This is a genomic window from Xanthomonas sp. D-99 (genome assembly GCF_017746145.1).
Taxonomy (GTDB): domain Bacteria; phylum Pseudomonadota; class Gammaproteobacteria; order Xanthomonadales; family Xanthomonadaceae; genus Xanthomonas; species Xanthomonas cissicola.
In genome coordinates, this window is record NZ_JAGHWU010000064.1 from 1 (window position 1) to 6,380 (window position 6,380).

Consider the following 6,380-nt stretch of genomic DNA (forward strand, 5'->3'; position numbering starts at 1 on the left):
TTGATCAGACCTTCCTTAGCGCTGGCAGCGCACTGGTGCCGCGGGTCACTGTCTACCTGTTGGCTAGCCGAATTGAGGATCGATTCGGCAACTACGTATCCTTCACCTACAACGGTAACGGCCACCCCACATCGATCTCGGCAAGCGACGGCCGAGCGATTATCCTTGCCTATGATGGCGAGCGCCTGATCCGCGCATCAACCAACGGTAGGGATTGGACGTATCACTACGATGCAAACGGCGATCTGGCCGCTGTCCTGCAGCCGGATCAGGCGCGCTGGCAGTATCAGTACGGTGGAAGCCGGACCATCCTGTACCAAGCTTGGGACGCTGCGATCACTGCCAACTGTGGCGGGCCCGATGTTGCTGACGGCCAATACGCTGTCACGGTCACGCATCAGTCTTCGGCTGTGGCGACATTCTCCTTCTCGCATTTACGCCACTACCGCAGCGGCGTTCGTTTGAGCAACTGTCAGCCACTTCCGGCAAGCTCCGGTGAAAGCGTCAATTACCAGCTGCTACTGGCTAATTTCCACGATGTTTTCAGCCTCGTCTCAAAGACCATCAGCGGTCCGGGCATCGCCCAGGCCATGACCTGGAAGTACGACTATGGACAAAAGGCTTATCCCCTCTGGGCACCCGTCAGCCCGTCGCCGGCCATTGCCCAGCCGAGACCTGTCCTCGATCCAAGATTGTCCGGGTGTTGCAGCCTGGCGGTCAGTACGACGCATATGAGTTCGGTGTCCTTTGGGGGCTCAATGAAGGTCGAATGCTTGCCGTCACAACTCTTGCAGCAAACGGTACGACGGTGCTGCGGCAAGAGCGGCGCGATTTTCTGGGAGAAGAGGAAGTAGCAGGCCATACGTTCCCGTCCAGTTACGGGATTCTTCCGGGCGGGGATGAGCCGTCGGCTGCCTACGTGCGTCCCATGATCAGAAAGACCGTGACGCAGGACGGAGCATCCTTCACCTGGCAGGTCGCCACGGGCTGCGGCACAGGTCCTTACTGCCTGGATGCATTCGCCTGACCGCTTCGTACGGAAAAGACCAGCTCGCTAGGCTATTCCAGAAGCGAGGACACGACTTATTTCGATCAGCCAGCGCTATGGGTGATTGGCAAGACTGCGTCGCTGACGCAGCGAACACCTAACGCGGTCTCGATGTACACCGCATCCTACGATGCCAACGCGTTGCCGTCAGAGGAATATGTTTTTGGCGCCTTGAAGCACCGGCTGGCCTGGAATACCGACGGCACCCTGGCATTTTTTGCCGATGCAAACGGCGCTACGACGCTCATGTCCAACTGGAAGCGCGGTGTACCACAACGCATCCAGCACCCTGCAACCACCGATCAGCCGAGCGGCTCAGTGGAAACGGCAAGCGTTGACGACAATGGATGGATTCGCACATCCATCGACGTCAATGGAGTCGCCAGTACCTTCGACTACGACGTAATGGGGCGGATGATCCTGCAGACCTATCCCGACGGCGACACGGTGGCCTGGAATGCCACCCGGCAGCTAATGGAGCAGGTGGGGAGCGAGGAATACGGCATCGGCGCCGGACATTGGCGGCAGACCACCAGTACCGGTAACCAACGCAAGTTGACCTACTTGGATGCCCTGTGGCGACCATCGCTGGTGCTTGAATACGATGTCTCAGATCAGGCGGGAACCCAGCGCTTCCAGCGATTCGGCTACGACACCGAGGGTAGGACGGTGTTCACGTCCTACCCAGCGAATGCTAGCAGCATCGCTAGCGGAACCTGGCTCGAGTACGACGCGCTTGGGCGGCAGACATCGGTTTCGCAGGATTCCGAGCTAGGCTTGCTTGTCACCCGCATCGCCTACCTTGATGGTTTCAAGCGACAAACCAGCGACCCCAAGGGGCGGCAACAAACCGAATGGTTCCAGGCTTACGATGCCCCTAGCTACGACTGGCCAGTACGGATCGATCGGCCCGAGGGAGTCTCCACAAGCATTGTCAGGGACGCGTTCGGCAAACCCACCGAAATCGACCGCGGAGGGCCGGCGCAATGAGCCAGCAGATATCGCAGTCGCGCATGCCGCGGATGGCTCACCGGACCAGTCGCTGGCTTGGTGTGCTACTCGCCTTCGTGATCGGGCCTGTCCTGGCGCAGACCTACATCAGCATGCAGTCGCCAGGCAACAACGCCAGCTTCACGGCGCCTGCATCCATCAACGTCGTTGCCGAGGCGTTGGACATCTTGCCGATCGGTCAGGTCACGCTTTACCAGGACGGAAGGCGATCGCCTATAGTTCCGGTGCCGGGCAGATCTCCAAGGTGGTTTCCAACCTTCCTGCCGGGGACTATCAGTTCCGTGCCACCGCAGTGCGCACCGATAAGAGGACAACCCAGTCCACGCCTGTGCGTACCGTCCATGTCGTGGCCCCCGGGAATTTGCGGCCCACCGTGCAACTGCGCTCGCCGACGGGCGCGCCCTTCATCGGCCCGGCGACGGTCACCTTGACCGCCGATGCCGCTGATAGCGATGGTAGCGTAGCGAGAGTGGAATACTTCGCCAATGGCAGTTCGGTCGGTGCCTCCACGTCTGCACCGTATACGGTCACCTGGGGCAACGTCGGGCCAGGGACCTATACGATCACCGCGGTCGCCACAGACAATAATGGCAATACCGGAAACTCCCAGGCTGTCTCGGTTTCGATCACGCAATCGGTCATCCGTGGGAGTATCGACGGATTGTCGAGAGTTGGTGACGGAAGCTACAAGATCCTAGGCTGGGCATGTTCCAGTGGCTGGGCGCCGTCCATCGGCGTGCATCTGTACGCTGGGGGAGAATGGCAATCGGGTACGTTCATCGTCGCGGCGACGTCCAATCTCGCCAGCGAACCCGCCGTCGCCTCGGCGTGTCAGACGTCGGGCAGCGCCTACCGTTTCGCGATTCCGATCAGCGATACCGTGCGTGCGTCCCATCCCGAGCAGGCGATCTTCATCTATGGCTTGTCGCCCGTGGGCGGTTCGAACGATTTGCTCGGTAACTCGGGCAAGTTCCTGATCCCGCGGATGCCGCCGCCGTTGTCGGAGACACGTCGCTACGTGTACGACGCACAGCAGCGCTTGTGCAAGACCATTGAGCCGGAAACCGGCGCCACCGTTATCGGGTACGACAGCGTCGGCAATCTCAGTTGGTCGGCGACCGGATTGAACCTCCCCGACGCTGGTTCGTGCGACCGTGACGCGGCCTATTCCAGCGGGCGGCGTGTCGACCGCGGCTACGACGCGCTGGGGCGCATGACCACGCTGAAATTTCCCGATCGCAATGGTGACCAGGAACTGCATTACGCGGCTGATGGCGTCCCGCTGCAGGTCACCACCTCGAATGCTGGCGGTACGGTCTTGGTGACCAATCGTTATGCCTACAACAAGCGACGCCTGCTGACCAGCGAATCGGTCGAGCAACCGGATTACACCTGGAGTATTGGCTACGGCCACGATGCCAATGGACAATTGGCCAGCCAGACCTATCCGACCGGCCTCGGGGTCAGCTACGCTCCCAATGCGTTGGGGCAGCCAACCTCCGTGCGCGACTCGTCCGGCACGCTCTATGCCAGTGGCCTGCAATACGCCGCCAATGGTGCGTTGCGCCAGTTCACCTACGGCAATGGCGTCATCCACTCGCTGGAATTGAACGCGCGACAGATGCCGTTCCACGTCCGTGATGCCAACGTCAGCGCCTACGAGTATCGTTACGACGAAGTCGGCAACGTGACGGCCATCCTCGACCAGCAACAGGGCGACGGCTATAGCCGCAGCATGAGCTATGACGGCCTGGACCGATTGATCTCGGCGACCTCGCCGAATTTCGGTGGTGGCCAGACCTATCGGTACACCTACGATGGTCTGGACAACATCACCTCGGCCAAGCTGGCCGGGGTGCGTCAGCACAACTACTGGTACGACGCCAACCAGCGGCTGACCAATGTCCTCGACGATGCCGGAGCGACCATCGTCGGGCTGAGCTACGACGCCCAAGGCAACTTGCGCCAGAAGAATGCGCAGGCCTATACATTCGACTATGGCAACCGCTTGCGCGAGGTGCAGGGCAAGGAAACCTATCGCTACGACGCCCAGGGCCTGCGGACCAATGCACTGGATACGGCCGGAAGCCGGTTGAAGGCGCTCTACGGCAAGGCCGGACAGCTGCTGTACGAGGAACGGCGCGGGCAGGGCGCTGTCGAGTACATCTATCTGTCCGGCAGCCTGCTGGCCACCCGCAGCAACGGCGCCGTGACCTACCGGCACACCGATGCACTAGGCAGCCCGGTAGCGACCACCAACGCGGCCGGGCAGGTCGTCGAGCGCACGCAGTACGAACCCTACGGCGCGGCGATCGGCAAGACGGTCGATGGCATTGGCTATACCGGCCATGCGATGGATGGGGGGACCGGACTGATCTATATGCAGCAGCGGTTCTATGATCCGACGATTCCGCGGTTTTTGTCGGTGGACGCGATGGCTGTCGACGCGGCAAGTGCAGGCAACTTCAATCGCTATTGGTATGCGGCCAACAATCCCTACAGATTCACCGACCCGGATGGACGTTGTGAAAAGCCAACAGGCTCGAATATCTGCGCCTATTCCGGAAGTTCGGGTGGCGGCACACAGCGTGCATCAGCGGGAAGCCACCAATCGACGAACGCAGGCAATGGATTTATCTCCGCCTTCACCGACAGGAACTGGCTGACGGGTGATGGAAGTGTCACAGATTTTGGTGCCATTGCGCACGATCTCTGGTACCCGTTGCTCGATATGCCGGAAGGGGCTGGTTTCAAGCTGGCGGGCGGCGGCTTGATGGCGGTCAGGCTTGGTAGGATGGGCGAGGATGCCGTACGAGCCACATACAATATTGGTGGGAAAGGATTTTTTGTCGTAAATGGAAGGCTTCGAATAGCTGACGGCTTGAATAAAGATCTCAGGACAATCAGCGAAGTTAAGAACACGCAGTCCCTAGACTATACTAGGCAGCTAAGAGGCTATGTTGATTACGCAAAGCTCAAGGGATTTGATTTTCATCTCTACGTGAGGCCCGGCGCAAAACTTTCGGCCCCACTTCGTCAAGCGGAAGCGGCAGGCGATATTGTGATAAAGGATATTCCATGAAAAAAGATAAATCCGGCTGGATGACTCTTGAGGAGCATCACGCGCAACTTAAGGCTGATGGTAAATGGGACGATTATCTTGCAATGAGGGCGGCCAAGGAGGATGCTCGTCAGAAGGCGATAAAGGAATATGCAGAACAATGTGCTCCTGTGGTTGCTGCATTAAGGCAGGCTGGTATTGATGTAAATTCAATCGGCGAGCTCGGCGAGGATGGCAAGTCTTATCCAGAGGCCGTCCCTGTGCTACTTGAACACTTGGCGTATTCTTATTCGGATGATGTGCGAGAAGGAATGCTCCGAGAATTGGCAACGCCCCATGCACGCAAATACTGGGGTCAACTTGTAGAGATCTTCGAGAACAACACCCTCAGCCTTGCGCCGGAAATCCGTTACGTGGCAGCGCTTGCCTTGAGCGGCGCAGCGGACGATACGGTGCTGGACGATGTGATCCGGTTGTTGGGCGACAAGAGTCTCGGGCTGGATCGCGCTCCGCTGTTGATCGCCTTGATCCGCTCCAAGTCGCCTAAGGCGAAGATGAAACTGCTGGAGTTGCGGGATGATCCTGATCTTGGCAAACAGATCAAGACGTTCCGACGCCTGGAAAGGCACCAGAAGGCAAGCCGTGTCCCCTCACATCCCGAATAGCGCAAAGATTTGAATGTCCACCTGTGTACGGGGGCTGGGCGTTTTTGATTCGGTAGTTTCAAACTCAAACGATGCTCGGGTGAGGTGCCCTACAGCAGGGCCGATCAGCTGTTGTACGAGGAACAGTGCGGGCAAGGCACCGTCGAGTACGTCTATCTGTCCGGCAGCCTGCTGGCCACCCGCAGCAACGGTGCGGCGACCTGCCAGTACAGCGATACCCCGGGCAACCCGTTGGCAGCCCTCAACGCAGCGGGATGGTGCGATTGGTTCCAGGTGCTGTTGGAGCGCTGCTGACAGGCCGCCAGCTCGAATTCGCCCGGTTCAGGCGTATTGCATCTTGCGCGACATGCCCCCGTCGACGATGAAATCCTGCCCGGTGACGAAACCGGAGAGCTGCGGCGCGAGCAGATAGACCGCCAGCTGCGCGATGTCTTCGGGCGTGCCCACGCGCCCGGCCGGATGCTGCGCATGGTCCCGACGCGACAATTTCGGGGCCCGCCGGCGCTGCGGCGCGCGCCACGCCTCGGTGCTGATCCACCCCGGGCTGATGCTGTTGACGCGCACATGCGGCCCCTGGTAATCCCCCCACTTTTAG

The 6,380-nt window shown here is 59.7% G+C and carries 4 protein-coding genes and 2 pseudogenes; 5 read left to right on the plus strand and 1 reads right to left on the minus strand.

Translation table 11 applies throughout. The annotated features are described in order from the left end of the window. From J7360_RS21470 to J7360_RS18035, 5 genes and pseudogenes are all read left to right on the plus strand, one after another. Window positions 1-854: pseudogene (locus J7360_RS21470) on the plus strand (hypothetical protein); the annotation flags it as partial. Between the two features lie 305 nt (window positions 855-1,159). Next, window positions 1,160-2,038: an RHS repeat domain-containing protein gene (locus tag J7360_RS21475; protein WP_057664337.1), complete on the plus strand. Its 879-nt coding sequence runs from the start codon at window positions 1,160-1,162 to the stop codon at window positions 2,036-2,038. A 265-nt stretch (window positions 2,039-2,303) separates the two neighbouring features. Further along, a complete protein-coding gene (locus J7360_RS18025; RefSeq protein WP_209034396.1) occupies window positions 2,304-5,141 on the plus strand; it encodes an RHS repeat-associated core domain-containing protein in 2,838 nt (945 codons plus the stop codon). 20 nt (window positions 5,142-5,161) lie between these two features. After that, entirely contained in the window at window positions 5,162-5,785 is a 624-nt protein-coding gene (locus tag J7360_RS18030; protein ID WP_057679546.1) for a hypothetical protein, read from the plus strand. Window positions 5,786-5,869: 84 nt separating this feature from the next. Then, window positions 5,870-6,079 carry a hypothetical protein gene (locus tag J7360_RS18035; protein WP_057664334.1) on the plus strand — a complete coding sequence of 70 codons (210 nt, stop codon included), beginning with the start codon at window positions 5,870-5,872 and terminating at the stop codon, window positions 6,077-6,079. 27 nt (window positions 6,080-6,106) lie between these two features. Here the strand turns inward: J7360_RS18035 and J7360_RS18040 are convergent. Next, a pseudogene (locus tag J7360_RS18040) lies at window positions 6,107-6,361 on the minus strand (SDR family oxidoreductase); the annotation flags it as partial. Window positions 6,362-6,380 lie beyond the last annotated feature (19 nt).